At 70.2% G+C, this 24,305-nt stretch carries 23 protein-coding genes and 2 pseudogenes; 11 read left to right on the top strand and 14 right to left on the bottom strand.

The window, feature by feature from the left end; genetic code table 11:
- Nucleotides 1-23 precede the first annotated feature (23 nt).
- The gene (locus tag ACZ5CR_RS25960; protein WP_468861440.1) at nucleotides 24-935 is read left to right on the top strand and encodes a LysR family transcriptional regulator; all 912 of its coding nucleotides are present in this window, start codon (nucleotides 24-26) and stop codon (nucleotides 933-935) included.
- Between the two features lie 63 nt (nucleotides 936-998).
- Nucleotides 999-1,274: a hypothetical protein gene (locus ACZ5CR_RS25965; RefSeq protein WP_389907573.1), complete on the top strand. Its 276-nt coding sequence runs from the start codon at nucleotides 999-1,001 to the stop codon at nucleotides 1,272-1,274.
- 19 nt (nucleotides 1,275-1,293) lie between these two features.
- On the opposite strand, the gene ACZ5CR_RS25970 is transcribed toward ACZ5CR_RS25965, so the two are convergent.
- Both ACZ5CR_RS25970 and ACZ5CR_RS25975 read right to left on the bottom strand, forming a co-directional pair.
- Nucleotides 1,294-1,833 carry a hypothetical protein gene (locus ACZ5CR_RS25970; protein WP_468861442.1) on the bottom strand — a complete coding sequence of 180 codons (540 nt, stop codon included), beginning with the start codon at nucleotides 1,831-1,833 and terminating at the stop codon, nucleotides 1,294-1,296.
- 11 nt (nucleotides 1,834-1,844) lie between these two features.
- Nucleotides 1,845-2,447 (bottom strand): matrixin family metalloprotease, encoded by a 603-nt coding sequence (locus ACZ5CR_RS25975; RefSeq protein ID WP_468861445.1) that lies wholly within the window; start codon nucleotides 2,445-2,447, stop codon nucleotides 1,845-1,847.
- A 325-nt stretch (nucleotides 2,448-2,772) separates the two neighbouring features.
- Here ACZ5CR_RS25975 and ACZ5CR_RS25980 point away from each other — a divergent pair, with 325 nt between their 5' ends.
- Nucleotides 2,773-5,901: an ATP-binding protein gene (locus tag ACZ5CR_RS25980; RefSeq protein ID WP_468861447.1), complete on the top strand. Its 3,129-nt coding sequence runs from the start codon at nucleotides 2,773-2,775 to the stop codon at nucleotides 5,899-5,901.
- Here the strand turns inward: ACZ5CR_RS25980 and ACZ5CR_RS25985 are convergent.
- From ACZ5CR_RS25985 to ACZ5CR_RS26000, 4 genes and pseudogenes are all read right to left on the bottom strand, one after another.
- Entirely contained in the window at nucleotides 5,882-6,673 is a 792-nt protein-coding gene (locus tag ACZ5CR_RS25985; RefSeq protein WP_468861449.1) for an ABC transporter permease, read from the bottom strand. The genes ACZ5CR_RS25980 and ACZ5CR_RS25985 overlap by 20 nt on opposite strands.
- Nucleotides 6,670-7,644 (bottom strand): ATP-binding cassette domain-containing protein, encoded by a 975-nt coding sequence (locus tag ACZ5CR_RS25990; RefSeq protein WP_468861451.1) that lies wholly within the window; start codon nucleotides 7,642-7,644, stop codon nucleotides 6,670-6,672. The genes ACZ5CR_RS25985 and ACZ5CR_RS25990 overlap by 4 nt, the downstream gene beginning before the upstream one ends.
- Before the next feature lie 94 nt (nucleotides 7,645-7,738).
- A pseudogene (locus ACZ5CR_RS25995) lies at nucleotides 7,739-8,048 on the bottom strand (hypothetical protein); the annotation flags it as partial.
- Nucleotides 8,048-8,452: pseudogene (locus tag ACZ5CR_RS26000) on the bottom strand (AAA family ATPase); the annotation flags it as partial. The pseudogenes ACZ5CR_RS26000 and ACZ5CR_RS25995, both read right to left, overlap by 1 nt.
- A gap of 167 nt (nucleotides 8,453-8,619) precedes the next feature.
- Here ACZ5CR_RS26000 and ppk2 point away from each other — a divergent pair.
- Nucleotides 8,620-9,573, top strand: a complete 954-nt coding sequence (gene ppk2, locus ACZ5CR_RS26005; RefSeq protein WP_468861453.1) for a polyphosphate kinase 2 — start codon at nucleotides 8,620-8,622, stop codon at nucleotides 9,571-9,573.
- Nucleotides 9,574-9,661: 88 nt separating this feature from the next.
- Here the strand turns inward: ppk2 and ACZ5CR_RS26010 are convergent, their stop codons facing one another.
- Nucleotides 9,662-10,516: an alpha/beta fold hydrolase gene (locus ACZ5CR_RS26010; protein ID WP_468861456.1), complete on the bottom strand. Its 855-nt coding sequence runs from the start codon at nucleotides 10,514-10,516 to the stop codon at nucleotides 9,662-9,664.
- A 195-nt stretch (nucleotides 10,517-10,711) separates the two neighbouring features.
- Here ACZ5CR_RS26010 and ACZ5CR_RS26015 point away from each other — a divergent pair, with 195 nt between their 5' ends.
- Nucleotides 10,712-11,071: a VOC family protein gene (locus ACZ5CR_RS26015; protein ID WP_468861458.1), complete on the top strand. Its 360-nt coding sequence runs from the start codon at nucleotides 10,712-10,714 to the stop codon at nucleotides 11,069-11,071.
- 14 nt (nucleotides 11,072-11,085) lie between these two features.
- On the opposite strand, the gene ACZ5CR_RS26020 is transcribed toward ACZ5CR_RS26015, so the two are convergent.
- The 3 genes from ACZ5CR_RS26020 to ACZ5CR_RS26030 form a co-directional block, all read right to left on the bottom strand.
- On the bottom strand, nucleotides 11,086-12,627 hold the full coding sequence (locus tag ACZ5CR_RS26020) for a hypothetical protein (protein WP_468861461.1): 1,542 nt from the start codon (nucleotides 12,625-12,627) through the stop codon (nucleotides 11,086-11,088).
- Nucleotides 12,627-13,850: an FAD-dependent monooxygenase gene (locus tag ACZ5CR_RS26025; RefSeq protein WP_468861463.1), complete on the bottom strand. Its 1,224-nt coding sequence runs from the start codon at nucleotides 13,848-13,850 to the stop codon at nucleotides 12,627-12,629. The genes ACZ5CR_RS26020 and ACZ5CR_RS26025 overlap by 1 nt, the downstream gene beginning before the upstream one ends.
- A 524-nt stretch (nucleotides 13,851-14,374) precedes the next feature.
- Nucleotides 14,375-15,064 (bottom strand): DUF2848 domain-containing protein, encoded by a 690-nt coding sequence (locus tag ACZ5CR_RS26030; RefSeq protein ID WP_468861466.1) that lies wholly within the window; start codon nucleotides 15,062-15,064, stop codon nucleotides 14,375-14,377.
- Between the two features lie 134 nt (nucleotides 15,065-15,198).
- Here ACZ5CR_RS26030 and ACZ5CR_RS26035 point away from each other — a divergent pair, with 134 nt between their 5' ends.
- Both ACZ5CR_RS26035 and ACZ5CR_RS26040 read left to right on the top strand, forming a co-directional pair.
- Nucleotides 15,199-16,560: an MFS transporter gene (locus ACZ5CR_RS26035; protein ID WP_468861468.1), complete on the top strand. Its 1,362-nt coding sequence runs from the start codon at nucleotides 15,199-15,201 to the stop codon at nucleotides 16,558-16,560.
- 46 nt (nucleotides 16,561-16,606) lie between these two features.
- Nucleotides 16,607-17,410 (top strand): carbon-nitrogen hydrolase family protein, encoded by an 804-nt coding sequence (locus tag ACZ5CR_RS26040; protein WP_468861471.1) that lies wholly within the window; start codon nucleotides 16,607-16,609, stop codon nucleotides 17,408-17,410.
- A gap of 120 nt (nucleotides 17,411-17,530) precedes the next feature.
- On the opposite strand, the gene ACZ5CR_RS26045 is transcribed toward ACZ5CR_RS26040, so the two are convergent.
- Complete coding sequence (locus tag ACZ5CR_RS26045) at nucleotides 17,531-18,178, bottom strand: GntR family transcriptional regulator (RefSeq protein ID WP_468861473.1); 648 nt, start codon at nucleotides 18,176-18,178, stop codon at nucleotides 17,531-17,533.
- Nucleotides 18,179-18,575: 397 nt separating this feature from the next.
- Here ACZ5CR_RS26045 and ACZ5CR_RS26050 point away from each other — a divergent pair, with 397 nt between their 5' ends.
- Together ACZ5CR_RS26050 and ACZ5CR_RS26055 are read left to right on the top strand one after the other, a co-directional pair.
- The gene (locus tag ACZ5CR_RS26050; protein ID WP_468861476.1) at nucleotides 18,576-19,028 is read left to right on the top strand and encodes an SRPBCC family protein; all 453 of its coding nucleotides are present in this window, start codon (nucleotides 18,576-18,578) and stop codon (nucleotides 19,026-19,028) included.
- A gap of 545 nt (nucleotides 19,029-19,573) precedes the next feature.
- Nucleotides 19,574-20,452 (top strand): phosphotransferase family protein, encoded by an 879-nt coding sequence (locus tag ACZ5CR_RS26055; RefSeq protein ID WP_468861478.1) that lies wholly within the window; start codon nucleotides 19,574-19,576, stop codon nucleotides 20,450-20,452.
- Nucleotides 20,453-20,590: 138 nt separating this feature from the next.
- Here ACZ5CR_RS26055 and map read toward each other — a convergent pair whose 3' ends face one another.
- Entirely contained in the window at nucleotides 20,591-21,373 is a 783-nt protein-coding gene (gene map / locus ACZ5CR_RS26060) for a type I methionyl aminopeptidase (RefSeq protein ID WP_468861481.1), read from the bottom strand.
- Between the two features lie 65 nt (nucleotides 21,374-21,438).
- Here map and ACZ5CR_RS26065 point away from each other — a divergent pair, with 65 nt between their 5' ends.
- On the top strand, nucleotides 21,439-21,744 hold the full coding sequence (locus ACZ5CR_RS26065) for a helix-turn-helix domain-containing protein (RefSeq protein WP_468861482.1): 306 nt from the start codon (nucleotides 21,439-21,441) through the stop codon (nucleotides 21,742-21,744).
- 290 nt (nucleotides 21,745-22,034) lie between these two features.
- Here ACZ5CR_RS26065 and ACZ5CR_RS26070 read toward each other — a convergent pair whose 3' ends face one another.
- Entirely contained in the window at nucleotides 22,035-22,649 is a 615-nt protein-coding gene (locus tag ACZ5CR_RS26070) for a hypothetical protein (protein ID WP_468861485.1), read from the bottom strand.
- A gap of 267 nt (nucleotides 22,650-22,916) precedes the next feature.
- Entirely contained in the window at nucleotides 22,917-23,408 is a 492-nt protein-coding gene (locus tag ACZ5CR_RS26075; RefSeq protein WP_468861487.1) for an RrF2 family transcriptional regulator, read from the bottom strand.
- A 106-nt stretch (nucleotides 23,409-23,514) separates the two neighbouring features.
- On the opposite strand from ACZ5CR_RS26075, the gene ACZ5CR_RS26080 reads away from it, so the two are divergent.
- Nucleotides 23,515-24,255 (top strand): SDR family oxidoreductase, encoded by a 741-nt coding sequence (locus ACZ5CR_RS26080; protein ID WP_468861490.1) that lies wholly within the window; start codon nucleotides 23,515-23,517, stop codon nucleotides 24,253-24,255.
- Nucleotides 24,256-24,305 lie beyond the last annotated feature (50 nt).

The following is a 24,305-nucleotide window of genomic DNA, read 5'->3' on the forward strand; positions in this document are numbered from 1 at the left end:
ACCGCACAACAATGGGGGGTGTGATGAACCCCTGGAGGCTGCGGCTGCTGAGCCAGCTCGACACGCTGGGCACCGTGCGGGCGGTGGCCCAGGCCGCCAATCTGAGCCCGTCGAGCGTGTCTCAGCAGCTCGCCGTCCTCGAGACGGAGACGCGCACACAACTGCTCGAACGAACGGGCCGCCGCGTGCGGCTGACCCCGGCCGGGCTGATCCTGGCCCGGCGGGCGCGGGCGATCCTCGACCACATGAACAGCGTGGAGGCGGAGCTGCGCGGGTTCGGCGAGGAACCGGCCGGACTGGTGCGCCTCGGGGCGTTCCAGAGTGCGATCCACACGATGGCCGTGCCTGCGGTGAGCCGCCTCGCACGCGAGCATCCGCATCTCGACGTCGAACTCCTCGAACTGGAACCGCACGCGAGCATGCCCGCGCTGCGGGGCGGCGACGCGGACATCATCATCACGACCACGGACTTCGACGAGCTGCCGCTGGGACCGGACCTCGACCTCGTGCCGCTGGCCACGGACCCGGTCCTCCTTGTGGTCCCGCCCGGACATCCCGCGGTCGGGCGCGGTGCCGTGGACCTCGCGGCCTACGCGGACGAGCCATGGGCGTTCGACATACCGCAGTCGTACATGGCCAATCTCGCGCTACGACTCTGCCGTCAATCGAGCTTCGAGCCGCGGGTGGTGTGCCGGTTCAGCAACTACATGATGACCCTGCAACACGTCGAGGCCGGACTGTCGATCGCGCTCCTTCCCGGCCTCGCGATCGACCGCCGCTGCCACGTCGCCACCAGGGAACTCGCCACTCCGGTGACGCGCACGATCACGGCAGCGATCCGCCGCGGCTCACCGCCTCGCGCGGCGGTGCGCGCCGTTCTGGAGGCGCTGCGTCAGCATCCCGAGCTGCCGTTGCCGCTGCCGGGCGGTGAGTGACCTCCTCCCGCCGCGAGCCTGAGCAGGACCGGATTGTCAGTGGTGGCTGCGAGTGTGGGATGCATGGACAGGGATGAGGAGTTGCTGCGCGGCCGGGTCTACGGCCAGGACCATGACGACCCCCGGCAGGGGCCACAGCCGGGACGGGACTATGCCGAGCTGGTCGGCGGTCCACTGGACGGGCTGTTGCTCGACGTCACCGGCTGGACGAAGGGTGAGATCGACACGGGCGTCGCCCTGCCCACGGAGCTCGGGCATTTCGGCGCCGGAGGGCGGGCGATGTACGACCCGCGGCCCGGCGACCGGCGGCGTCTTGACTGGTCCGGGGATACTCCCTGATGGCCGGGCGTGCGGTTTTCTACTGCCGCTGGCCCGGGGAGACGTCGATCTCGTGGTCCACGGCCCAGGTCCAGTACTCGCTGATCGTCCGACCGTCGGATGTGGCGGCCGTGGAGATCGTCCGGGCCGGAGCGTCGAGGTCGGTGACAGGAGCCGGGGTGGTCTCCAGGAGTACGGCATGGCTCTGTCCGTCCGGTACGCGCCCCGTCGCGAAAACGTAGGCGGCGCCCTCGGCCAACGGTTCCTCCCCCTGGTAGTAGCTGACGGTGGTGGTGTCGCGCACGTCCCCCTTGAAGACCTCGCCGACACGAATGGCGTACAGGTCGGAGAAGACGCCGTAGATGTCCCGCTCGCCGGTCCGGCCCACCACCGTGCCGACGAACACGTCGTCGGCGGTTCCCGCGACCTGCCGGGCGTCCTGAGGGTCGTAGAGCGTGACCGCTTCGGTGGGACCGTTGTCCGCCCCGGGGCCGCTGAGGCTGTACGCGCTCCAGGCGACACATCCCAGCACCGTCAGTGCTGCCGAGGCGACCGCCAGGCGGCGGCGAAGCTCGCTCATCGTTCTGCCTTTCAGCCCCACAGTGCGTGGTAGTTCCGCCGGTCTCGTGGCGTCGGCGTTCCATTGGAGGACATGTCGTAGATGTGTGGAGCCATCAACGAGCGGTAGGACGAAGGCTTCTTGTGGCAGAACCCCAGGGCGTGGCCAAGCTCGTGCGCGGCGATCGTCCGCCGGGACCTGGTGTCCCCGTACTGCTTCCCGGCCCCCAGATACGCCTTGTTCGGGCGCAGGCTGTCGGTGCCTTGAAGCCCTTTCCAGAGTCCGAGGATGTTCTTCCACGGAGGTCGGGAGGTGTTGACGTCCGACCATTCCAGATCGGCGTAGCGCGTCGCGTCGTCGGCGGGGAACTTCACCCGATCGAGCCCGGTCCTCGTCCAGGCCTTCTGGGCGTGCCGTCGTGCGCCGGTGAACTGCGTCGCGTCCTCCCACGCGATCTCCCCGCCGTCGACGGACGACCGCCCGCGTGAGTCCTTCTGGCCGTTGACGCATGTGGCAGGGGCCGCGATACGGGCCGATGAGGGCTGTGCGGTGACCATGACCAGAGCCAACACCGTGGCGGACAGCAGGGCGCTCCGAGGCCCTGGCCCCAAGCTCGGCGGGTGCGGATCGCGCATGGCGCGACGGCCGGTTGCAGGATCAGGTGCGGCGACCTGAGCGGTGCGAGCAGGCTGGACAAGGTGTGAGGACACAGGACTGCATTCGCAGGGAACGCTGTGGGATCTTCGTAGCGTGCCGACGGCGGAGGCCGGGCGGGGACAGATTGCGCTCACCCGTACGGGAGTTCAGACGCGGCAGGCGGGGGGGCAGGGCCGTGCGGGGGCAGGGCCCTGCCCGCCCCGCATCTGCTCAACCGCCGACGTATCGAGGAGATGCCCGGCTGAGCTCCCGTCCGGCCGCGGCGGCAGCCGGGGCGGTGGGCGCCTTGGCTAATCTGCACGGGTGACCACCGAACTGACCCTGCTGCCGCGTGTCGCCTATCGCGGGCAGGAGGTCACAGCGCCCCTTCTCCGCGGCCTCCTCGCGCTGCTCGCGGGTGACGTGGGCACGGGCTGCGGCACCGAACGGCTGGTGTCGGGGCTGTGGCCGGACGTGTTGCCGGAGCGGCCGGGGAAGGCGTTGCAGGTCCTCGTGTCCAGGGCGCGGGCGCAGCTGGGCGCCGACGTCATCGCGAGCACGCCGACCGGCTACCGGCTCACCCTCGCCGAGGACCGGATCGACAGTTCCGCCCTGCTGCGGCACGCCGCCGTGAGCGCGGAGCGGGCCAGGGCCGGGGACCACGCGGGGGCGCTGGCGGCGGCCGATGCCGGACTCGCGCTGTGGAAAGGCACCCCTGCCGTGGCAGCCGACCCCGACGACCCCGTAGCCGCGTTGCGCTCCGAACGCGCCCCCGTCCGCGGCGCGCTCGTCCGCGCGCGAGCGCTCGCCCTGGCCCGCCTCGGACGGCACGCGGAGGCGGCCGGGCCGCTGGCCATGGTCGCCTCGGAGCATCCGCGAGACGAGGAAGTCCTCGCCGAGTCGCTGCGCGGCGAGGCGGCGACGGCGGGCCCGTCCTCCGCCCTGACGCGGTACGAGGCGTACCGCCGTGAGCTGCGCGAAGCGCTCGGCACGGAACCGGGCTCCGGGCTCCGGGCCGTACAGGAGGAGTTGCTGCGCGGCGAGGCACCCGTGGTCAGGCACGGTGTGCCGCACGAGCCGAACCCGCTCATCGGCCGTGACGAGGACATCGCGGCGGTGGAGCGGCTGCTGCACGCCTCCCGCGCTGTCACGGTCGTCGGCCCAGGCGGCCTCGGCAAGACCCGGCTCGCGCACACCGTCAGCCGCCGGGCCGAGCAGCGCGTGGTGCACTTCGTGCCGCTCGCCGGAGTCACCGCGGACGAGGACGTGGCCGCGGAGGTGGCCGCCGCGCTCGGCGCGGGCGAGGGGCGTCACGGCGTCGTGAGCGGCCACACCCCGGCCGACCCGGTGTCCGGCATCCTCGGCGTGCTCGGTTCCGGGCCCGCTCTGCTGGTCCTCGACAACTGCGAGCAGATCATCCGGGGCGCCGCCGACCTCGTACGAACTCTTGTCGCGTCCTCGAAGGAGCTGCGGGTGCTCGCCACGAGCCGGGCCCCGCTGGACCTCACGTCGGAGGCGGTGTACGCGCTGCCGGAGCTCGGTCCCGACACCTCGGTCGAGCTGTTCACGCAGCGCGCCCGGGCCGCCAGGAGCGGCGTGCACCTGCCGCCGGACGCGGTGGCCGAGCTGTGCCGTCACCTCGACGGGCTGCCGCTCGCCGTGGAGTTGGCCGCGGCGCGGGTGCGGGTCCTTTCGGTACCGGACATCGCCCGCCGCCTCGGCGACCGGTTCGCACTCCTGCGCGGCGGAGCACGGGACGCCCCGGAGCGGCACCGCACGCTGCACGCGGTCGTGGAGTGGAGCTGGAACCTGCTCGGGCAGGACGCCAGAGCAGCGCTGCGCACCATGTCCGTCTTCCCCGGCGGGTTCTGCGGCGAAGCGGCGGAGCAGGTCCTCGGCGAGGACGCGCTGTTCCTGCTCGAACAGCTGGCCGGTCAGTCGCTGCTCACCGTCGTCGACACCCCGGTCGGCGTGCGGTTCCGGATGCTGGAGACCGTACGGGAGTTCAGTGCGGCCCGCCGCGCGGAAGCCGGGGAGGACCACGAGGCCATCGGCAGGTTCCTCACCTGGGCGCGGGACTTCGGAGTCGCGTACCACGACGCGCTCTTCGGCTCACGGCCACTGGCCGCCCGGGAACGGATCAGGGCCGAGCAGGACAACCTCGTACCGGCACTGCGGCACGCCCTGGCGCGCGCGGACGGCCCGGCCATCGCCGCCCTCACCGCCGTCCTCGCCGCCCTGTGGTCCACCGACTCCAACTACCCGCGCCTCGCGGCCCTCGCAGCGGACACCGGCCCGCCGCTGTCGCACTACCGCCCAGGCCCCGAGTACGTCGAAGTCGCCCGTGCCGCCGCGGTGTTGTGCACGGCGGGCCTGTTCATGAACCACGGCCCGCGTGCCGTACGCCAGCTCATCACCCTGCGGCGGCTTCCCGCTGCCCCGCCGGACACCCTGCCGCGTGCCGTCGCGGCAGTGCTGAGCGCGATCCCCGAGATGCGGCCCCCCGACCACGACGTGCTGCGCACGCTCTGCGCGAGCACGCAGCCGCTGGTCGCCGGTATCGCCGAGTGCGTGGCCACCTACGTCTGGGAGTACGAGCACGACATCGACCGCGCGCTCGCGTCGGCCCGCCGGATGATCGCCGCGCTGGCTCCGGTGGACAACCCGTCGACGCAGCTCATGGGCCACTCCCGGCTGAGCGAGCTGAGCTTGCGGACGGGGCAGGGCACGGCCGCGTACGAGCACCTCAAGGCGGCGCTGGCAGAACTGCCGCGGCTCGGCGACGAACACGACTACATCGGCATCCGCTCGGCCCTCGTCCTCGCCTGTCTACAGCGCGGAGACCCTGAGGAGGCCGAGTACTGGCTGCGGCAGACGGAGGGTGACGACCTGCCGCAGGAGGACGCCTTCTACAGCCCGGACCTCGGGGCCCGCGCCGAGATCGCGCTCGCCCGCGGTCTTACGGATGACGGGCTCGGCCGGTGGCGCAGGGCCCTGGAACGGATGCCCGAGGCCGGTTCGTTGCACGGCGGCGACCCCTGGCTCGACCCGTGGGCGCTGCAGATCCAGTCGGCGGCGGTGACGGCGCACGCACACGCCCGTCGCCTCGAACTCGTGGCGCAGCCGGTCGACCGGCTGCGGGGGCGGCTGGAGACACTGCTCGTCGGCCCGCCCCGCTCGCCCATGGAGCTCCCCGTGCTCGGGACGGTGCTGCACGCGCTCGGCATGGTGGGCCTGGTGTCCGGGGAGATCTCCGGCGTACGGATGATCGCGCTGGCCGAGCGGCTGCGGGTGCCGCGCGAGTTCCAGCCGACGATGTCGGCGGCCCGCGCCCGGCAGGCGGCCGAGGGCGCCGACCGGGCGGCGTACGCCGACGCGGTGTCGCGGTACGCCGCCCTGGAGCGGGACGAGCTGTGGGAGGCGGCCCGCGCGTTTACTCCGGGGCGCGGTTGAACAACGACGTCGACCAGCGGTAGCCGAGCACCGCGAGTCCGACGCACCAGGCGATGGTGATCCAGCCGTTGTCGCCGATCTCGCTGCCGAGGAGCAGCCCGCGCAGGGTCTCGATGGCAGAGGTGAACGGCTGGTGCTCGGCGAGGGGCTGGAACCAGCCCGGCATGGCGTCGACGGGGACGAAGGCGCTGGAGATGAGCGGGAGGATCATCAGCGGCAGCGCGTTGTTGCTGGCCGCCTCCGGATTCGGGCTGGCCATCCCCATCCCGACCGCGATCCAGGTGAACGCCGTGGCGACCAGGACGAGCAGCCCGAAAGCCGCCAGCCACTCCAGGGCCGTGGCGTCGGTCGACCGGAACCCGACGGCCACGGCGACGGCGCCGACGAGGGTCACGCTGATGACCGCCTGCAGCACGCTTCCGACGACGTGCCCGATGAGTACGGAGCTGCGGTGGATGGCCATCGTACGGAAGCGGGTGATGATGCCCTCGGTCATGTCCATGGAGACGGATACCGCGGTCCCGGCCGGGGTGGCGCCGATGGTCATCAGCAGGATGCCGGGGACGAGGTAGGCGACGTAGTCGGAGCGGTCCGCACCGCCACCATTGATGCCCGCGCTCATCACGTCGCCGAAGACGTAGACGAAGAGCAGCAGCAGGACGATCGGCGTCAGCAGGATGTTCAGGGTGAGGGACGGGTAGCGCCGCGTGTGCAGGAGGTTGCGGCGCAGCATCGTGGACGAGTCGCGTACGGCCAGGGGCAGGGAGCTCATCGGACGGCCTCCTTGGGCTGGCTGGTGGGCCGATCGGTGCCGCTGGTCAGGGCGAAGAAGACGTCGTCGAGGTCGGGGGTGTGCACGGTCAGCTCGTCGGCCTCGATGCCCGCGGAGTCCAGCCAGTCGAGGATGGAGCGCAGCTCGCGCTGACTGCCGTCGCTGGGGATGTGCAGCGACAGTGCTTCGTCGTCCCGGGTGACGTCGCGCAGGGCCAAGGCGGCGGACCGGTACGCGACCGGGTCGGTGAAGCGGAGCCGGACGTGCCCGCCCGGGATCAGCCGCTTCAGTTCGTCGGCACTTCCCTCGGCGGCGATCTTGCCGTCGCTCAACACCGCGATGCGGTCGGCGAGGTGGTCGGCCTCCTCCAGGTACTGGGTGGTGAGGAAGACGGTCACGCCGTCGGCGACGAGCTCGCGGATGATGGCCCACATGTTGTGGCGGCTGCGGGGGTCGAGGCCCGTGGTGGGCTCGTCGAGGAAGATGATCCGGGGATTGCCGACCAGCGTCATGGCGAGGTCGAGGCGGCGTTTCATGCCGCCGGAGTAGGTGGCGGCGGGCTTCTTCGCGGCCTCCGCCAGATCGAAGCGCTCCAGCAACTCGGCGGCGACCCGGCGGCCTTCACGGCGGGGGAGATGGTGCAGGTCGGCCATCAGGAGGATGTTCTCCTCGCCGGTGATCAGGCCGTCGACGGCGGAGAACTGCCCGGTGACGCCGATCCCGGACCGCACGGCTTGCGGGTCGACGGCCAGGTCGTGGCCGCCGACGTGCAGGTCGCCCGCATCGGCCGGGACGAGAGTGGAGAGGATCTTGACGGCGGTGGTCTTGCCCGCTCCGTTCGGGCCGAGCAGGGAGAAGATCGTGCCCTCGGGGACGGCCAGGTCGATGCCGTCCAGGACGGTCTTGTCGCCGTAAGCCTTGCGCAGCCCCGTGGCCGCGATGGCTAGCGAGCGAGATGTGGTGGTGGTCATGCCGCAGAGGTTGCGGCAGGGCGCATTCAGCGGGGTTTCACGACGGTTTCAGCGCACTGGAACCGGGGGGGGCGGGAGGAGGAGCGGGCCCGGGTCAGATCACGCGGAAGAGGTCGGCGGCGGCGTGGACGTCGGTGAGGTCCTCGATGGAGCGGAGGTTGTCGCACAGGGACTCCAGGACCGAACCGGCGTCGGCGGCGCGCGGGGCTCCGATGGCCACGCCGAAGACACGGAAGCCCAGCAGGTGCTTGGCGTCGTTCCAGCCGCGCGTCCATTCCTCGGTGACGTCGCACTCGTCGAAGGAGCGCCAGTGCGCACGCCTTGGCCCACGCCTCCCGGGTGATTCCGCCCGGCGCCGCCACGTACATGGGGTGCGACGTGCCCACGCACGCGATGATGGCGCCAGCGTCTCGTTCAGTGCCGCCGTGGAGCACTTGAATATCTCGTCGATGAACGCGACGTGCGCGGTCGTGGCGCGGCCGTCGTAGACCTGGCGGTACTCACCCCGGGCCAGCGCGGCGACGTCGATGGGGCCGAACATCCTCGTCGGCGCGGTGAACTTCGACAGGAGGATCTCCCAGTAGGACGCCCCCTCGACCCGGCCCGTGAGTTCCCGGGCCATCTCGGACTTCGCGGTTCCGGGCGGCCCGAGCACCAACGAATGCTGCCCGGCCAGCAATGTCACCACCAGCGTCCGCACCACGTCGGCCCGTTCATAGAAACGGTCCGACAACTCACCACTGATCGCCCGCAGCCGCTTGGCCGTGTCCTGCGCATCTTGTGCGTCCTGTGCGTCCTGTGCGTCCATCTTCAACTCCCATGCCTTCGCCCGTGCAAGATAAATTGGAGACCGGGCTCGCGATCACTGCTGGGCGGTGTTCCGCTCGCTGCGTTGCCTCTGGCCGATCTCTGCGGAGTAGTGCTCATTGGCGGGAAGTAGAAAGATGGTGGCACGTGCCGACGAGAGGAGACGGCGTGGCATCGGACGACAAGGACGGGGAGGGCTTGCTGGACGGGTTGTCGGTGGACGATGCCCGGCCGGAGCGCCCGGTGCTGCGCGACGGGCAGGGCGGCCCGCTGCGGACCTGGCAGGAGAACTACCCCTACGCGCAGAAGCTGAGGCGGAAGGCCTACGAGCGCCAGAAGCGGATCCTGCAGATCGAGCTCCTGAAGCTGCAGAGGTCGGTGCGCGAGGAGGGCCGGCGCATCGTGATCGTGTGCGAGGGGCGCGATGCCGCGGGCAAGGGCGGCACGATCAAACGCTTCACCGAGCGCCTCAACCCCCGAGGGGCCCGCATCGTGGCGCTGGACAAGCCCACTGAACGGGAAGCGGGCCAGTGGTACTTCCAGCGCTACGTCGCACAACTGCCGGCCGCGGGGGAGATCGTCTTCTTCGACCGCTCCTGGTACAACAGGGCCGGCGTCGAGCCCGTCATGGGCTTCTGCACCCCACAACAGCACGAGGACTTCCTCCAGCAGGCCCCGCTGTTCGAGAAGATGATCACCGATGACGGCATCGTCCTTGTCAAGTTCTGGTTCTCCGTCTCCCGTGCGGAACAACGCACACGCTTCGCGATCCGCCAGGTCGACCCCGTACGCCAGTGGAAGCTCTCGCCCACGGATCTGGCCTCGCTCGATCTGTGGGACGCCTACACCCACGCCAAGGTGGATATGTTCCGCGCCACGGACACCGTCCACGCACCGTGGTCGGTGATCAAGTTCAACGACAAGCGCCGCGGGCGGCTTGAAGCCATCCGGCATCTGCTGCTGCGCGTCGACTACGAGGCCATGGACAAAGACGCGGTGGGAGAGGCGGACCCGCTCATCATCGGCCCGGCCGACACACTCCTTGAAGCGGGTGAGGATCCGACGGACCTCTCACCCAGCAGACTCGCGGGGAACGATCGAGGGCCCGGTCAGCATCCGTGAAGGGAGTGACGGAAGGGAGCGAAGAGGTTCGGCTGCGCGGACACCTCGCCGAACCCCCTCACGTACCGCAGCGACGAGCGGCGGACGGTCAGCGCGCCGCGAGAGCCCCGAGCAACTTGGCTGCGGGCTTCGGGTGGACGAGCCAGCTCAGATGGCTCGACTCGAGGGTCCCGACATCGAAGGGGTTGTCGGGCGTGAGCGCGTCGGCCTCGCGGATCATGCGGTCCTGCACGGCGGGCGGCATGCTGGTGTCATCGGCCAGGCGCACATAGGTCCTGGGAATGCGACCCCACGTCGACGCCTGGGCCCGGTCGGCCGACGTGCCGACATCGAGGTTCTCATCGGGCTGGAAGGTGTTCAGGAACGTACGGAACTCATCATCGGTGAGGTCGGCGGCGAAGGCTTGCTTCATCGCGGCGAGCGTCTCGGGTGCGGCGGTCCGGAAGTTGACCCGGAGCAGACCGAGCTCGGCCGGGTTACCGACCAGTGCCGCAGCGAAGGCACCCGGGTCGACGTCCGCCATCTCCGGCTCGGTGTAGTAGCCGCCCACGTCCAGATCGACGGGGCACCAGGCGGAGACGTAGACGATCCGGTCGATCAGGTCGGGCCGGGCGTTTCCGGCCGCCGTGATCGCGGCGCCACCCCTGCTGTGCCCGACGAGGATGACCGGCCCGTTCTGCTTCGCACGCTCCAGGACCTCGATCACGTGGGCGGCGTTGTCGGCAAGGGTGACCCCCTTGATGCTGCCAGGCTCGGCGGCGAGCGCATCGAGATCCTGAGGCGCCTGGTAGGCCGCGGCGAAGGTCGCCCCGAACCCGTGCCCCGGAAGGTCGAGCGCAACAGAACGGTGTCCGAGCAAGGCGAGCTCGGCCTGCAGCGGCGCGAACGAGAACGAGTTCGCGAAGGCGCCATGAACGAAGACGAATGTCGGCTGATTTTGCATGCCCGTAGCCTCCAATGGAACGATCTTCGGTACAAGCGAAAATCGGATACTTGCATGCTGGCGCAGGCCAGCGCATGCCAACGTGCCGCCCACGGACCGCCCTTGGCTCGCAGGCGTTCGCGTACGTCACGGACCAGGTGAGGCGGGTGGCTGCGCCGACCCGCGTGCGGGCATCCGCGTGCTTAGCATGGCGTCATGACCGTAGACGCCATGACCGTAGACCTGTTCGCGGGCATTCCCGTCCGCGACTACACCGTGGCGGTGGCCTGGTACGAGCGACTGCTTGGCTCGCCGCCGTCCTTCCTGCCCAACGACACCGAGGCGGTGTGGGAGCTCGCCGAGCACCGGTACGTGTTCATCGAGGTGCGGCCCGAGCACGCCGGGCACGCCCTGCACACCCTCTTCGTCGAGGACTTCGATGCCCGCATCTCCCGGATCGCCGAGCGGGGCCTGAAACCGGACGTGCGCGAGACCTACGCCAACGGCGTCCGCAAGGCCACCTTCCGCGACCCGGACGGCAACGAGATCGGACTCGGCGGCGGCCCGGCGGACTGACCACGTGACCAGCGTCAGGTCTTCGGACTCGCCGCCGACACCTTGGCGCAGAGGTACGGACGCGCGAGGAGCAGGCCGGTGGCGGTCAGAGCGATGCCGAAATAGACCGGCGCGAGGTGGATGAGGTCGGTGTAGTGGATCGAGCCGTGCACCACGACGGCCGGCAGGAAACCTGCTGCGGCCGCCGCGGCCAGGGTCCAGAACACCCAGGCTTCACCACGCCGCCAGCCCCATGCGCTGAGCAGCACGATCGCCACCGCGGCGGACATCAAGGCACCGCCGAAACCCGCGCGGTCGTGGGAGAGGAACGGCACGAGCCGGGGATTCAGGGCGTCCAGCGTGTGCGCGTCGGTGCCGAGGAAGGTCAGGTCGGTCGGGACGAAGACATCGGTCAGACCGACCACTGAGATCACCGCTCCGCCGACGAGAAGACCCACTCCCGTGAGAATCATCAGGAGCTGGCCGACCAGGGCCCGTCGGCGCTCGGGCTCCGGCCCCTCGGGCGCCAGGCGCCACCGCGGGCCGTGCGGGGAACGGCGGACCCCCATCACGAACATCGGGAACAGCACGAGAGTGGTCGCCGCGTGCAGGGGTTCCACGAAGCCGGTGGCCAGGAAGTAGAACAAGGTGGGGAAGCCGAGCGCCCCCGAGAGCAGATACACCTCGCGGGCCCAGGGCCAGCCGCGTCTGATGCCGCCCACGGCAAGGCCGGTGTAGAGAGCGCCGATCGACACCATCGTGCCGGCCATGGTGATCCGGTCGTGCTGGAGGAAGTGCACGAGGTGGTGGTTGGCGGCGTGCAGTTCGTCCAGCGTCATGCCGAGATAGTCGCGGTCGTACCAGAGCAGCACAGGGCCCAGCGTGATCGCCGCGGCGCCCAGCCCGGCGCCCGTCATACCGAGCCCGACGAGCAGCGCCCACCACCAGGCGGGCCAGCGGCGGGGATCGCGGCCGACGTCCCGCGGGCCCGGAGGCGGTGCGGTGGGCGTGGCGGCCTCGGTGACTCGCGCGAACCAGCCGGGTCCGGCCGCCACGAGCACCTCCGGCCGGGCGAGGACGACGGCGCCCGGCTCTTCGAGCGCTGCCGCGGCGGCGGTGACCGACGGATCCGAGAGGTGAATGACGTGCGGGTCGTCGCTCTTTGTGAACCCGTCGACATGGAGCTCGAGGGCGGCTTCGGCCTCCGGGTCGCAGGTGCGTACGACCATCGGGATCGAGCGGCCGACGGCAGCCTCGCGGACGGTCCGCGCGTCGGCCGCCGAGACGGGCGCCACCTCGACGACGCCCGCCCCCAGCGGGGACATGGCGCGGACCGTTTCGCGGGCGAGTGAGGGCGGGACGGATATGCCGAGACGGACGGTCACGGGCACCCCGGCGATCTCACCGGCGAGCCGTTCCGGGGGATGCCGGTGGCCGAACCCACGGGCGATCAAGCGCGCGCCCGCGGGACGGGAACCGATCGACGCCAGCAACCGCAGGGCGGTGCGTTGCGAACGGCGCAGGCCGAACACGGCGGCGGCCGCGCCGCGCAGCGGGTGATACGTCCAGTCCGGCATCAGCGGTTCTCGTTCCCGTTCTTGTGCTCGGTCCCGGTCACCGGGTCACCTGGTGGGGTCCAGGCCAGCACCGGAGTCATGGAACGCAGCGTCGCCCGCGCGGGCACCAGCCGGGCGGCCGTGTCACGCAGCAGAACAGCGGGCGGCCACGACAGCTGGCCGACTGCGCCGAGCCGGGCGGAACGGCGCGTGATCAGCTGGGTCCGGGGGCGGCGCAGCAGGTCGTACGAGCGGAGGGCGGCGGGCACGTCCGTGGTGCCGTCGAGGCAGTGGGCCAGGGTGACCGCGTCCTCCAGTGCCTGGCACGCGCCCTGGCCCAGGTTCGGGGTCATGGCATGGGCGGCGTCGCCGAGGAGCGCGACCGGGCCGAGGACGAAGGAGGGCAGCGGAGGCAGGTCGTACAGGTCGTGCCGGAGTACCGCGTCCTCGGGGACGGCGGCCAGCAGGGCCGGGATGGGATCCGGCCAGGCCCCGAACCGGCGCAGCAGTTCGGCGTACTCGCGAGAGCCGGCGGCCGTCGTGCCGACGGCCGTGGGGTCGGCCGCCGATCCCGCGGGCAGGGAGGCGGTCGCGAAGCAGTACATCCGCCCGCCGGGCAGCGCCGTACAACCGAATCGCTCCCCGCGACCCCAGGTCGCCGCACCTTCGGACGGCGGCTCGGGGAGGGGCTCGGTGACCATGCGCCAGGCGGAGTACCCGGCGTACCGGGGGCCGTCCGCATCGGGCCACAGCGCCCCGCGGACCACACTGCGCAGCCCGTCCGCGCCGACCACGAGGTCGGGCCGGGACTCGCCCCCGGCGTGCTCGACGACCGGCGAGCGGCCATCGACGCGTACCGCCGAGACCTCACTGCCCGAGCGCAGAATGTCGGCGGGCAGCGCCTCGATGAGCACCCGCAACAAGTCCGCCCGGTGCAGGACGACCAGCGGATGACCGAATCGGCGGGCCAGTTCCGCATTGTCCGTACGGGAAAGCCAGCGGCCACGGCGATCGCGTACGCCGCCGGTGGCCTCGACGGCGCCGAGCGACCGAACGGTATCGGCCAGACCGAGCGCCTCCAGTGCGCGCAGCGCGTTCGGCCACAGGGAGATGCCCGCGCCGATCTCGGTGAACTCAGGGGCACGCTCGAGCACTTCGACGCGCCAGCCCCGATGGTGCAGGGCGATGGCCGCCGCGAGGCCGCCGATGCCGCCGCCGACGATGGTCGCGGCGCGCTGCGGCATGATTCCTCGCTCTGGGTTCGGGGGCGCCACCCCCGGTCAAGTGGCTGTCGATCCGGCGCCCGAGCGGCATGCGACGTGCACAAGTCCGGCTGAGCTGGGCCTTATAGCAGCATGTCGACAGAAACATGTCAACGTGAGGGGACGCCGACCGGTCGGCACTTCAGGGCTTGATCAGAGACCCTGGTCCTGCGGAATGGGAGTGGGCATCGAAGTTGCCCTCGGCTCCTGCCAAGCCTCACTTCTTGGCGGGCGAGCGGTGGGAGCACGGCAGGGACTTCGCGGGCCCCGCCGCACGACATCCCGGAGATCAGGGGCTACTGGATTCAGGCAGCCCCTGACCTGGACACCCTGCGAGAGCCGTTCATGCGGCATGCGGCGGTACCGACCGGCTGGACACCTGACTTCGAGTCGTTCGCCGAGTTCCTCAAGGGATGGGGCGAGGTGGTCGCGGAAGCCGACCGCCGAGGTCGGGGCATCGTCGGACTTCGCTGCCAGGGAGCCCGCGGAACGGGACGAGCGTGTGGTCAGCCGATGGGCTGGGGGAGAGGTACCACCTCGTAGGCGAGGCGGATCGTGTTGCCGGTGGCGGGGTCGCCCAGCTCCACGCGCCAGCCGTCGGCGAACTGGTCCACGCCGTCGGCCATGGGGATGGTGCCCGAGATCAGGACGGTGCCGGGTGTCAGGCCGCCGCGTTCGCGCAGCACGTCCGTCCAGTAGCCGGGGGTGAGGAGTTCGGCGAGCGTGCCGTGCTGGATCTCGGTCTCCCTGCCGTCGTCGTAGGTGACCCAGGCGCGCAGCGTCAGTTCGTCGATGCGCCCCTCGACGTCGGTCAGGAGCCAGGCCTGCCGGGCCAGGACGTCGGGGGCCGCGTTCTTGCTCCAGGCCACGCCGTGGACCTCGAGGTCGCGGTCGGTGTGATCGCACGCGGCAGTCAGCAGCAGCTCGCCGTCGTCCGCGACGACCAGGGCCCATTCCGCCTCACCCGATGTACGGGCGTGCGGGGCGGCAACCCGGTCGGTCTGCTGGGCCAGGTAGGGGGAGACGGGGTAGAGCGCCGGGGTCACCGACGGTGCGGGCACCCCGAGCAGGGCGAGTTCGGCGACGTGCGCGGCCACGTCGGCCTGCTGACGCCCTGCGTATCCGGCGTTGAGCACCTGCACGACGTCGACATCACGGGTGGAGCCGTCGGGGAGTTCGAAGGTCAGCACGGTCATGGGCACTCCAAAGGGGGCGGGTTTCGACACGGTTAACTTCCGGCGCGGGGGTTGCGCATACGACCTGTATACAAGAAGTATGCCGGAAGGTCGATGTCCAGGTCGATGTCCCCTCGACGCAAGGATCGGGAAGCATGCAGCACACCCCTCAGGGCCCGCCGACGGTCTCGCCGGGCCGCTCCGGCATCCGCCGGGCCTTCTTCGCCAGCCTCACCGGGACCGCTCTGGAGTGGTACGACTTCGCGGTCTACTCCGCCGCCGCGGCACTCGTCTTCGGCGATCTCTTCTTCCCCTCGGAGGACCCCCTCACCGGCACCCTCCTGGCGTTCTCCACCTATGCCGTCGGTTACGTCTCACGCCCGCTGGGCGGCTTCGTCTTCGGCCGGCTCGGCGACGTGATCGGCCGCAAGAAGGTCCTCATCGCCACCCTGGTCCTCATCGGCGTGGCCACGTTCCTCATCGGGGTCCTGCCCACGTACGGCACCGCGGGCGTCACCGCCCCCATCGCCCTGGTCCTCCTCCGGTTCGCGCAGGGCGTCGGCGTCGGCGGCGAATGGGGCGGCGCGGTCCTGCTGTCCAGCGAGTTCGGTGACCCGCGCCGTCGCGGCTTCTACGCCTCCGCCGCGCAGATCGGACCGCCCGCGGGAAACCTCCTGGCCAACGGCGTCCTCGCGGCTCTGGGCGTGCTCCTGACCGAGGAGCAGTTCCTGTCCTGGGGCTGGCGCGTGGCCTTCCTGCTGTCCGGCGTCCTGGTCGCCTTCGGCCTGTGGATCAGGGCGAAGCTGGAGGAGACCCCGGTCTTCAAGGCCATGGAAGCCGAGGAATCCCGGCCCGAGGCGCCGATCCGCGAGGTCTTCACCACCCAGCCCCGCGCCCTGTGCGCCGCGATCCTCAGCCGGGTCGCCCCCGACGTCCTGTACGCCATGTTCACCGTGTTCGTCCTCACCTACGCCACCGACGAACTGGGCATGAGCCGCGGCTCCGCCCTGACGGCCGTCCTGCTCGGCTCCTCCCTGCAGATCTTCCTCATCCCCCTTGCCGGCGCCCTGTCCGACCGGGTCAACCGCCGCCTGCTGTACGGCTGTTCAGCCCTCGCCGCAGGAGTGTGGCCGTTCGTTTTCTTCCTCGTGGTCGACGGCGACAGCTGGATCCTGCTCGTGTGCGGTGTCGTGGTGGCCCTGGCCATCCACTCCTTCATGTACGGCCCGCAAGCGGCCTTCGTCGCCGAGCAGTTCTCACCCCGCCTGCGCTACACCGGCTCCTCGCTCGCCTACACCCTCGCGGGCCTCATCGGCGGAGCCATCGCCCCGCTGCTCTTCACCGCCCTGCTCAGTTCCTACGGCAGCTGGGTCCCGCTGGCGCTCTACCTCGCCGCCGCGGCGGCCGTGACCCTCATCGGGCTCTGCCTCGGCAGGGATTCCGCCCACGCCGAGAAGGAGGACGAGCTGCTCGCCGGTGCCGCTCCAAGGGCCGCGTCTGTCACCCGTGTCCCGTGACCACTGCCCTCATCCACCCCCTACCGACGACGAAAGGCGGACCACCGTGCGCATCGCACTGAGCCAGCTCACCACCGGACCGGAGCCCGGCAAGAACCTCGCCCTCATCGAGGAATGGACCGCGCGGGCGGCCGACGCCGGCGCGGACATCGTCGTGTTCCCCGAAGCGTCGATGGCCTGCTTCGGTACGCCCCTGACTCCGCTCGCCGAACCCCTGGACGGCCCTTGGGCCACTGGAATCCGCGCCATCGCCGAGGCGGCGGGCATCACCGTCGTGGCGGGCATGTTCACCCCGGCTCCCGGCGGCCGGGTGGCCAACACGCTGCTGGCCACGGGACGCGGCGTCGAAGCGTCGTACGACAAGATCCATCTCTACGACGCGTTCGGCTACGCCGAGTCCGACACCGTCGCCGCCGGATCGCGGGTCGTCACCATCGACGTGGACGGCGTACGACTTGGCCTGGCCACGTGCTACGACGTGCGCTTCCCGGAGCTGTTCCGGGCGCATGCCGACGCCGGGGCCACCGCGACCCTCCTGGCTGCCTCCTGGGGCGCAGGACCCGGCAAGGTCGATCAGTGGGAGCTACTGGTGCGCGCCCGCGCCCTGGACGCCACGCTGTGGGTCGCGGCCGTCGACCAGGCCGACCCGGCCACCGGGGGAGTCGAGGCCCGGGGCGCGGCGCCCACCGGAGTGGGGCACAGCATGCTCGTCGGTCCCGACGGGGCCGTACGCCACCGCCTGGAGGCCGGTCCCGAGCTGATGGTGACGGATGTGGACGCCGACGAGGTCGCTGCGGTCCGCGAGAAGATCCCGGTCCTTGCCAATCGCCGTCTGGGGGAGCCGCGTTGAGCTGACCGGAGCCGCAACTCCCTCTCCCCGTCGGGTCGAAGGGCTCGCGCCCGAGACCGGCCCGCGAGACTCACGCGCGAGCCCTCCGGCCCGACACGAATCCCAAGCCGCGCCGCCCGCCTATCCGGCCAGCAGAACCTTGAGCGTGGACTCCAGATGGCTGTCGATCGCGGCGCACGCGGCCTGCGCGTCACCGGCCGCGAGCGCCTCCACGATCGCCCGGTGCTCGTCGAGCACCGCGTCCTGGCGGCCCTGCTGGTTGTAGAGGGCCACGACACCGGCCCGCACCTGACGGCTGCGCAGCCCCTCGTAATGCCGGTCGAGGAGGGTGTTGCCCACGGCCGCCACGAGCGACGAGTGGAAGAGGTGGTCCACGTCGATGAATTCCTTGGCCTGGTCGGGGCCGCTCAGCGTGCGCTGCCGCTCGAGGAACTCGCCCAACTCCCGCACCGGCGCCTGGCCCGTGCCGATGACGTGCTGCGCCGCGTACCGCTCGACGATCCCGCGCAGCTGCATCAGCTCGGTGATCTCACGTCCCGACAACGGTGCCACCCGCGCACCGCGCTTGGGGACCAAATCGACCAGATCCTCGGCGGCCAGGAGAAGCAGCGCCTCGCGGATCGGGGTGCGCGAGACGCCGATCCGATCGGCGATCTCCTGCTCCGAGAGGAACTCGCCCTGCATCGCCGGGTCCGTCAGCACCGTGTCCTTGAGGTACGCGTACGCCTTCTCCCGACCCGACGCCACCACTACCCCCAGAAATCGCATACAGCTTGTATACGGAAGTTACCACGTGGCTCCGGATCCCGGCCTTGCCCGGACATGAAGTGCGTAACACGGTGGGTGTCGGGAGCTCTCGCGGTCAGCTTTCCGAGCGGTCAGCCCTCCGAGCGCTCGGAGTCGGGGTGTTCAGGCACGGGCAGAGGCCCGCGGGCGCACTTCACACAGAGGCGGCGCCCCTTGTTGGTGAAGACGGTCACGGAGGAGGAGGAGGGCCACGACCAAAAACCGATGCCCCGTATAGGTCGCGCCTATGCGTGCTCGGTCCCGGCGGCGGAGTACGCGGGCCCGTCATGGGCTCTCTCGCGGGTAGGCGGCGGGGTGTGGACCGTCCTACGCTGGATCCAACGGTCCACTACCGTCCCGACGCATGCAGGGAGCCGTAATGGCAGTACGTCACCGGCTGATCAGACGGTCACCCGCAGCAGTATGGGAGGTCCTCGCCGACGGGGCCCGGTACGGCGAATGGGTGGTGGGCCCGGACTCGTCCCGGCAGGTCGGGAGCGACTGGCCGGAGCTGGGCTCCGCGATCGAGTACACCGTCCGCCTGGGACCCTGGAAAGGGAACGGGAGGACGACCGTGCGTGACGTCGATCCGCCTCGCCGAATCGAGCTGGAGGCGGACAGCGGAAGACTCGGCACCGCCCGCATCTCCATCGAGGTACGGCCCTGGGGCGGGCAGACCCTGGTCATCGTCGATGAGCACCCGCTGCGGGGACCGGGTGCCGCCCTGCACAACGCCGCACTCGACACGCTCCTCCAGCTACGACACCGCAGCATGCTCGCCCGGCTCGCCGACACCGTCGAGAACGCGTCGTCCGCACCGGCGCAACGCTGAACGCCTGGCGGTGCGAGCTTCATCGCATTGTTTCGGCGGGCTTGGTTGAGAGGTGAGATTGCCTGAAGGCGCGGCGGTGCTCTGTTCCTGCGGCTGTACCGCAACGGCCACGGACACACCTGCGGGCGATCATCGACGAACAGATCCCTCTCGCCGAGGCCCATCGCGCGCACGAGCGTCTCGAATCGACTCCTGTGCCCGGGAAGATCACACTGCATCCCTGATGCGACAGCAGCCACCACGCGCGGTATCACGCTGCGACAGCAGCCACCACGCGCGGTATCGCGCTTGGCGGCCGCCAGCGCTTGCCAACCCATCGTCCCCGGTACGGGCAGCGGGAAGCGGGCGGCCGGATGCGGACTCGTCGCAGTGCGACTCGCGTCCGGCGATCTCGCGCCGCGGACAAGCCGTCAGACATCCTGCAACCAGCGCCCACGCCTCCGCCGCCGGGCGCTCAGTCGGCATGACGCCCGAACTCCCGCGCACGGCCCGCGACATGCTCCACCCTCTACGACCAGGCCTGGCACCTGGCAGGATCGCCTCCCATGAGTTCTGACCGGTGGAGCACCCACTCGATCGAGATGGGTCCCGAGAGCGTGATCAAGCGCTTCCGCGACGTGGATCGCGAGCGGTGCGAGCGCGAGTGGCGTGCCCTGAGGCTGCTCGACACCTACGTTCCCGGGCTCGCACCACGGCCCGAGTCCGCCGATCCCACAGCCACAACGCCCACCGTGGTGATGTCCCGGCTGAGCGGCAGACCTCTGCGCGGCAGCCCCATCGACGAGCGGCAGATCGAGGCTCTGGCGGAAGCCGTCACCGCGCTGCACAGCGCGGTGCCCCCATCAGCACTTGACGAGATCCCCCTCAGACCTGGACGCCAAGGCGAACTCATCGCCCACGTCGACGCCTGGTCCGCGCACCTCCCCGCGAGCACCTACGCTCGCCCCGGCAGCCCTGTGACCCGGGCCATGGCCGTGGGTCTGGCGTGGCTGGCCGAGTCGGGCCTCGACCCTTTGGGCGAGCCGTCGGTGCCCCCGGTCTTCGGCCCTGGCGACGGAAATCTCGCCAACTACCTCTGGGACGGCTCGAAAGTCCGGGTCGTCGACTTCGAGGACTCAGGCCGTAGCGATCGCGCCTTCGAGCTGGCGGAGATCACTGAACATGTGTCGAGCTGGGTGGACCACCCTCTTGATGTCCCGGCGTTCCTGGGGCACTTCGACCTGACCCCCGCTGAAGCTTCCCGGCTCCGAGAGTGCCGACGGCTCCTCGCCCTGGTCTGGCTGTTCCTGCTCACTTTCGACGACCCGGACCATCCCAGGAACCGACCCGGCACCGCGGAACGGCAAGCCGACCGTCTGCTGGAACTCCTTGACTGCGCGGACGCCCCTGCCACCACCCCGACCGTTTCAGGTGAATCTCCGTAGCGGGCATCAAGCGCGACGGGCCGCGCTACGCGCGACCGGTCCGTCGTCCGCACGCTGATCCGGAGAAGATCGCGGTGGACGCCGACGCCCATGGGTAGGGCGCCGGTCGGGCATTCAGCAACGAGAGGACGGAGGCTCTTACGGCCGCGCCTGCTTGGACAGAGTGAGGATTTCAGCTCCGTCGTCGGTGATGGCGATGGTGTGCTCGCTGTGTGCGGTCCGGCAGCCTGTTGCGCTGCGCAGCGTCCAGCCGTCGGCATCGGTGACGAGCCTGGCGGTGTCGGCCATGACCCAGGGCTCCAGGGCCAGCAGCAGTCCAGGGCGCAGCTTGTATCCACGCCCGGGCCGTCCGGTGTTCGCGACGTGCGGGTCCTGGTGCATGGTCGAGCCGATGCCGTGACCGCCGAACTCGGTGTTGATCGGGTAGCCCGCTTCGCCGAGGACTGTGCCGATGGCGTGGGAGAGGTCGCCGATGCGCGCGCCCGGTTTGGCAGCGGCGATCCCCGCGGCGAGCGCGCGCTCGGTTGTCTCGATCATCGCGACGCTGTCCGCGGGCCTGGCCTTCCCCACCAGGAAGCTGATGGCGGCGTCTGCGGCCACTCCGCCCCTGGAGACGGCAAGGTCGAGTGTGAGCAGGTCACCGTCGGCCAGCGTGTAGTTGTGGGGCCGTCCGTGAAGCACGGCGTCGTTGACGGCTGTGCAGATGTAATGACCGAACGGGCCGCGCCCGAAGGAGGGGGCATAGTCGACGTAGCAGGACTGTGCTTCCGCCTCTGTGATCATCTCCTTGGCCCACTGGTCGATGTCCAGGAGGTTCGCGCCGACCGTGCTGCGGCGCTTCAGTGTCTGCAGGATGTCGCCGACCAGCGCGCCGGTATCTTTTGCCCGGTCGAGCAGGGGGCGGCTCAGGATCTCAATCATGGGGGGCCTTTCGCGTGCGTCCAATAACTATACCGGTCTAACTGTACCGGTATTAGAATGGGGTCATGGTCAGGTTGCCGCTCACCCCCGCCGAAGTAGAACGCGGAGAGCGCCTCGGTGCCCTGCTGCGACGGGCGCGGGGCTGTCGCTCCATGCTCGACGTCGCGCTCGCCGCGCACATTTCGCCCGAGACTCTCCGGAAGATCGAATCCGGCCGCGTGGCCACCCCGGCCTTTCCGACCATCGCGGCACTCGCCGACGCTCTGGGCCTGTCCCTCGACGCGGTCTGGGCTGAGATCGGTCGGCCGGAGCGCACTGGTGAGGGTCGATCGGCCCTGCCTGTCGCACGGCATGCGTCCTTGACTTCGTAGCGCGTCGCTCGCGCTGCCCTCCGGACACGGCTGCGACGCTCCGTGTCCGAGACGCCCCTGAACGCGGGCGGGAGTTCCGGCGATGACGACGGAGATCTCGTCACCGACCTCGACGACCTCCGCGGGGTTTTCCACGGGCGTCCATGTGAGTTCTCGAAGGTGATCGTGAAGAACCCGACGCCGGGAAAGACGGGGAGGACGGGGTGGACAGTGGACGGGCCCATGCCGTTCAGCTTGTCGCGGAGGCGAGAGCGCGTCGGAAAGAGAGAGTCGGGATCAGCTGGACCGGCTCAGCTGGATACGGGGACTGCTAGTGGGTCGACCTCGCAGTGATCGACCGAGTCGACCAGGCCCTCGCCGCCGATGTTCACCCGTGCGGTGGCCTTGCCCTTCCCGGACACCTTGACCTTCTCGCTCTCCTCGATGATGGTGACGCCGTCTGCGTCCACGAAGGTGACGGACACCCAGAAGCGGCCTGTCTTCTTGTTGTCGTTCGTCACCCTGACCGTCGCGTACGGCGCCTTCTTGGTCGCGCAGCTCACCAACGTGGCCTTCGCGTCCTCCAGTTGCTCGCCGCCGGGAGAGCTGGAGGGGGTGGAGTGGTGGGTCGGTCGCCGGTGGTATGTGCCACCGCCGGTGCTGCTGCTTGCGTCGCCGCCGCTGCCGTATGAATCGTCATCGTCGTCGTAGCTCGAACCGGATGTCGTCGATCCAGAGGATCCGGAGCTGCTCGACGACGAACTGTCGTGGTCCTGGTTCGAACTGCTGCAGCCGCCTCCGCCGCCACTACCGCTGCTGTGGCGACCGCCACCGCCGTGACCCCGCCCCGTCGTGAAGCCGGTCAGTGCGAGTGCCGACAGCACCAGTGCCGCTGTGATCTTGAGTGTGCGCCCCCGAGATGTCATTCGATCACCCTACCCACAGCCATTGGCGGAAAGTCGATTGACCGGAGATCCCCGAACTCCCGGCGAACGCCCCGCACTTCCGAACCTTCTGGCAGCCCGATTCCCGCGTGGCCGTCTCCGTCACCGGCACGTACGGCGAGTACAGCCCGTCCGCCGGACAATCTGCGGGCAATCTGCGGGTCGGCGGCGACGTGTACAGCATCCAGGCCCCTGTGACCCCTGTGACCCCTGTGGACGCTGAGGAAGTGGAGCGGCGGAGCGTTTCCCTCAGCCGTCGGAGCCGTTCACCGCGTTGAGCCACGTACCGATGGTCGGCAGAGCCTCCGGTCCGCTGTTCTGCTCCACCGCGCCGACCAGATCGGCGATGGAGACCGCCTGCAACGACGCCCGCCAGGCGGCATCGGCCGCGGCCATCACGCGGGCGATGGGGCACGGCTCGGTGCAGTCGTCGGGAGGCGTCCCGAAGGGGCCGCGCTGGCGGATCTCGGTGCACACGAACGCCGGGCTCGCCCCGTCGACGGCGTGCACCACATCCAGGACCGCGATGTCGGCGGCCTCCCTGGTCAGTACGTATCCGCCCGTCTTGCCCTGGACGGACTTCACCAGGTCCGCCCGGGACAGGGCCTGCATCTGCTTGGCCAGGTAGCTGGGCGAGACGTCGTGCAGCTGCGCCAGTCGGGCAGCCGGGACGGGCTCGGTCGCAGCGGTCAGCACCACGCAGCAGTGCAGTGCCCACTCCACGCCGCCGGACAGTTTCATGCGCCCTCCCAGTTGACTCGGATACAGGTTATCCGAGTAACATCTCGGACAACAGATATCCGAGTTTGCTGCGACAGTGGTACTCGGTTCACAGAAGGGTTCGATCATGAACATCACGGTCATCGGCGGTACCGGACTGATCGGCTCCCAGCTCGTCTCACGGCTTCGCGAGGCAGGCCACGAGGTGGTCGCCTCATCCCTGTCGACCGGAGTCGACCTGCTCACCGGCGCGGGCCTCGACCAGGCACTCAAGGGCGCGGACACGGTCGTCAACGTGTCGAACTCACCCACGTTCGACGAAGCGTCCCCCGACTTCTTCCGCACCACCACGGATCAGCTGCTCGCCGCGGGGGAGCGCGCGGGCGTGCGCCACCAGGTCATCCTCTCCATCGTCGGAGTCGACCAGGTGCCGCAGCTCGACTACTACCGTGCGAAGACCCTCCAGGAGGACCTGCTGCGGCAGGGGCCCACCCCGTACTCGATCGTGCGCGCCACCCAGTTCTTCGAGTTCATGGACGCGGTCATGTCCTGGGAGGCCGACGAGCGGACCGTCCGCCTTCCCGCCACGCGCATCCAGCCCATCTCGACGGCCGACGTGGTCCAGGCCCTCGCCGACGTCGCCACCGCCGCGCCGCTCAACGGCACGCTCGACGTCGCCGGACCCGACGTCTTCCGGCTCGACGAGCTCGGCAGTCTCACGCTGGCGGCCCGTAAGGACCCCCGCACCGTCGTCACCGACGCGAAGGCGGGCATGTTCGGCGCCGTCGAAGGCGATGTTCTTGTCGCAGGACCTGACGCGCGCATTGCCTCCACCCGCTATGAGGACTGGCTCGGCGCCGCTCGCTAGATCTCGGCACCGCTCGCTGGATGAGGTGCCCAGCCGCAGACAAGGCCCCC

This window comes from Streptomyces sp. NPDC031274, from assembly GCF_055570235.1.

Bases quoted from the DNA above. Each gene is read 5' to 3' on its own strand.
- ACZ5CR_RS25960 (WP_468861440.1), top strand. From the start codon at position 24: ATGAACCCCTGGAGGCTGCGGCTGCTGAGCCAGCTCGACACGCTGGGC.
- ACZ5CR_RS25965 (WP_389907573.1), top strand. From the start codon at position 999: ATGGACAGGGATGAGGAGTTGCTGCGCGGCCGGGTCTACGGCCAGGAC.
- ACZ5CR_RS25970 (WP_468861442.1), bottom strand. From the start codon at position 1,833: ATGAGCGAGCTTCGCCGCCGCCTGGCGGTCGCCTCGGCAGCACTGACG.
- ACZ5CR_RS25975 (WP_468861445.1), bottom strand. From the start codon at position 2,447: ATGCGCGATCCGCACCCGCCGAGCTTGGGGCCAGGGCCTCGGAGCGCC.
- ACZ5CR_RS25985 (WP_468861449.1), bottom strand. From the start codon at position 6,673: ATGAGCTCCCTGCCCCTGGCCGTACGCGACTCGTCCACGATGCTGCGC.
- ACZ5CR_RS25990 (WP_468861451.1), bottom strand. From the start codon at position 7,644: ATGACCACCACCACATCTCGCTCGCTAGCCATCGCGGCCACGGGGCTG.
- ACZ5CR_RS26010 (WP_468861456.1), bottom strand. From the start codon at position 10,516: ATGCAAAATCAGCCGACATTCGTCTTCGTTCATGGCGCCTTCGCGAAC.
- ACZ5CR_RS26015 (WP_468861458.1), top strand. From the start codon at position 10,712: ATGACCGTAGACGCCATGACCGTAGACCTGTTCGCGGGCATTCCCGTC.
- ACZ5CR_RS26020 (WP_468861461.1), bottom strand. From the start codon at position 12,627: ATGCCGGACTGGACGTATCACCCGCTGCGCGGCGCGGCCGCCGCCGTG.
- ACZ5CR_RS26025 (WP_468861463.1), bottom strand. From the start codon at position 13,850: ATGCCGCAGCGCGCCGCGACCATCGTCGGCGGCGGCATCGGCGGCCTC.
- ACZ5CR_RS26030 (WP_468861466.1), bottom strand. From the start codon at position 15,064: ATGACCGTGCTGACCTTCGAACTCCCCGACGGCTCCACCCGTGATGTC.
- ACZ5CR_RS26035 (WP_468861468.1), top strand. From the start codon at position 15,199: ATGCAGCACACCCCTCAGGGCCCGCCGACGGTCTCGCCGGGCCGCTCC.
- ACZ5CR_RS26045 (WP_468861473.1), bottom strand. From the start codon at position 18,178: ATGCGATTTCTGGGGGTAGTGGTGGCGTCGGGTCGGGAGAAGGCGTAC.
- ACZ5CR_RS26050 (WP_468861476.1), top strand. From the start codon at position 18,576: ATGGCAGTACGTCACCGGCTGATCAGACGGTCACCCGCAGCAGTATGG.
- ACZ5CR_RS26055 (WP_468861478.1), top strand. From the start codon at position 19,574: ATGAGTTCTGACCGGTGGAGCACCCACTCGATCGAGATGGGTCCCGAG.
- map (WP_468861481.1), bottom strand. From the start codon at position 21,373: ATGATTGAGATCCTGAGCCGCCCCCTGCTCGACCGGGCAAAAGATACC.
- ACZ5CR_RS26065 (WP_468861482.1), top strand. From the start codon at position 21,439: ATGGTCAGGTTGCCGCTCACCCCCGCCGAAGTAGAACGCGGAGAGCGC.
- ACZ5CR_RS26070 (WP_468861485.1), bottom strand. From the start codon at position 22,649: ATGACATCTCGGGGGCGCACACTCAAGATCACAGCGGCACTGGTGCTG.
- ACZ5CR_RS26075 (WP_468861487.1), bottom strand. From the start codon at position 23,408: ATGAAACTGTCCGGCGGCGTGGAGTGGGCACTGCACTGCTGCGTGGTG.
- ACZ5CR_RS26080 (WP_468861490.1), top strand. From the start codon at position 23,515: ATGAACATCACGGTCATCGGCGGTACCGGACTGATCGGCTCCCAGCTC.